The organism is Massilimicrobiota sp. An142 (genome assembly GCF_002160725.1).
GTDB classification, from domain to species: Bacteria; Bacillota_I; Bacilli_A; order Erysipelotrichales; family Coprobacillaceae; genus Allocoprobacillus; species Allocoprobacillus merdigallinarum.
In genome coordinates, this window is record NZ_NFLD01000075.1 from 1 (window position 1) to 1761 (window position 1761).

Below are 1761 nucleotides of genomic sequence, written 5' to 3' on the forward strand. Positions count from 1 at the left end.
AGACTTTTACCCATATTCCTCAGTTCATTATACTTTTCTAATAGCTCAGGCATTCTAATGTAAAATATTTTATATTTTTGTTTTGCCGCTTCATTTGCTAATGCACATGAGAGCCATGTCTTTCCCTAATGTAAAGCTTTACATTAGGGAAAGACATATTACATTTCGGCATTAGGAAATGAAGCATGTAAAAAGGCAATAAATGTAAAATATATAAGATTGCCTGATTTATTGTATGATTTAGATCAAGCAAGAGCTAAAGAAAATTATAAAAAGAAATTAAGAGCACTATCAAGGATAGAATTACTCATTATTGATGAATTTCTATTAACACCGACGACTTCAGAACAGCAATCAGATATCTTAGAATTATTAGAATTGAGATATAATACTCATTCAACAATATTTGCTTCACAATTTATTCCACAAGGATGGCATGAAAACTTAGGAAGCAGTGCAATAGCAGATGCAATATTAGATAGAATAACAGCAAATTCATATTTCATTCATATTAAAGGAAGTAAATCAATGAGGGTAAGAGAATTTGAATAAAAAATAAGGGAAGAATGTTCAAAAAATACTAAAGAACAAACTTCCTTTTTTTGATGAAGATATAGTGTCGTCAATTTGATTAACACACTGTCGTCACTGTATTAACACGGTGTCGTCAAAGAGATGAAATATTCAAATAAAGGTTGATTTTAATAATTTTATATATTTTATTAGAAATTATATTGCTTATTCTAATTTTTGTTATAATAAAAATACTTTACACTAGAAAAGAAAATAGATTTTTTCTAGTATCATAAATGCACTATTGTCATTGTGGGTTCTTTTGTTGGTTATAGAGTCTTTTGTATGTAATCAAACAGGTTGTCTTGAAAATTGGATAATTTTACATTGATTGCTATATATACTTGTACACAATTGGAGGCTATCATATTATTTGCTATCTATTGGTTTGTAATATGTGTCAAAAGGAAATAAATTGTTAACGTATATTTTAGAACTTATTGAATACCTTTGATCCTTTTGAAGACAAAAATTTCTCATAAATTATATAAAAAATAGTAACAATAGCTCATTGTTGAGTATATGTTACTATTTTTATTTCTTATAAGTAATATAGAATTGATATCATTTGAGAGTCTTGTGATTTCCTGGACATCTGCTATAATACTATGTATGCAATGAATGAGGGGGGATATATTGAAAATTCAAGAAGTATTATTATTTATATTCTATTTAGTGTTAATTTTTTATGTTATTGCTCTTGGTTTGAATTATATAGTGCCAAAAGATGTTATTACGCTTTTACAAATGAATATGGCATTGACAATTACTTCATTTTTAGGTCTTGTTTTTATTATTTTTACAAAGAAATAAAGATTTTAAATTTACATATGGTGCAAGTGATGAGAATTGAACTCATTCAATCAGTTTGAAAGTTTGAGGTTTTATCATTGAACTACAGCTGCATACTCTATAGCTATTGATAAAAGTATATCAATGTATAAAGGTTAATAAAAAATACTGTGTTTAAGCCGTTTTAAAAGTATATCTCGGTATCATTTTTTATACTGAGGTATACTTTTTATATTTTTGGTGTTATTTTGGTGGGAATATCATTTATGCCCATTAATGAATATTTCACTTTAAAAATCGAATAGTATTACTTGTTTGATGTCGTCATCACACCTGTGTGATGACGATTTTTCTTTTATTTTTGTTTTTCTTTGTAAGCACTAAATAATAAAGTCT

The 1761-nt window shown here is 26.7% G+C and carries 1 protein-coding gene and 2 pseudogenes; 2 read left to right on the plus strand and 1 reads right to left on the minus strand.

The window, feature by feature from the left end; genetic code table 11:
* Positions 1-113 (minus strand): annotated as a pseudogene (locus B5E87_RS15760) (hypothetical protein); the annotation flags it as partial.
* 46 nt (positions 114-159) lie between these two features.
* On the opposite strand from B5E87_RS15760, the pseudogene B5E87_RS14725 reads away from it, so the two are divergent.
* Both B5E87_RS14725 and B5E87_RS15165 read left to right on the plus strand, forming a co-directional pair.
* A pseudogene (locus B5E87_RS14725) lies at positions 160-552 on the plus strand (ATP-binding protein); the annotation flags it as partial.
* Positions 553-1209: 657 nt separating this feature from the next.
* The gene (locus B5E87_RS15165; protein ID WP_158093977.1) at positions 1210-1386 is read left to right on the plus strand and encodes a hypothetical protein; all 177 of its coding nucleotides are present in this window, start codon (positions 1210-1212) and stop codon (positions 1384-1386) included.
* Positions 1387-1761: the final 375 nt, after the last annotated feature.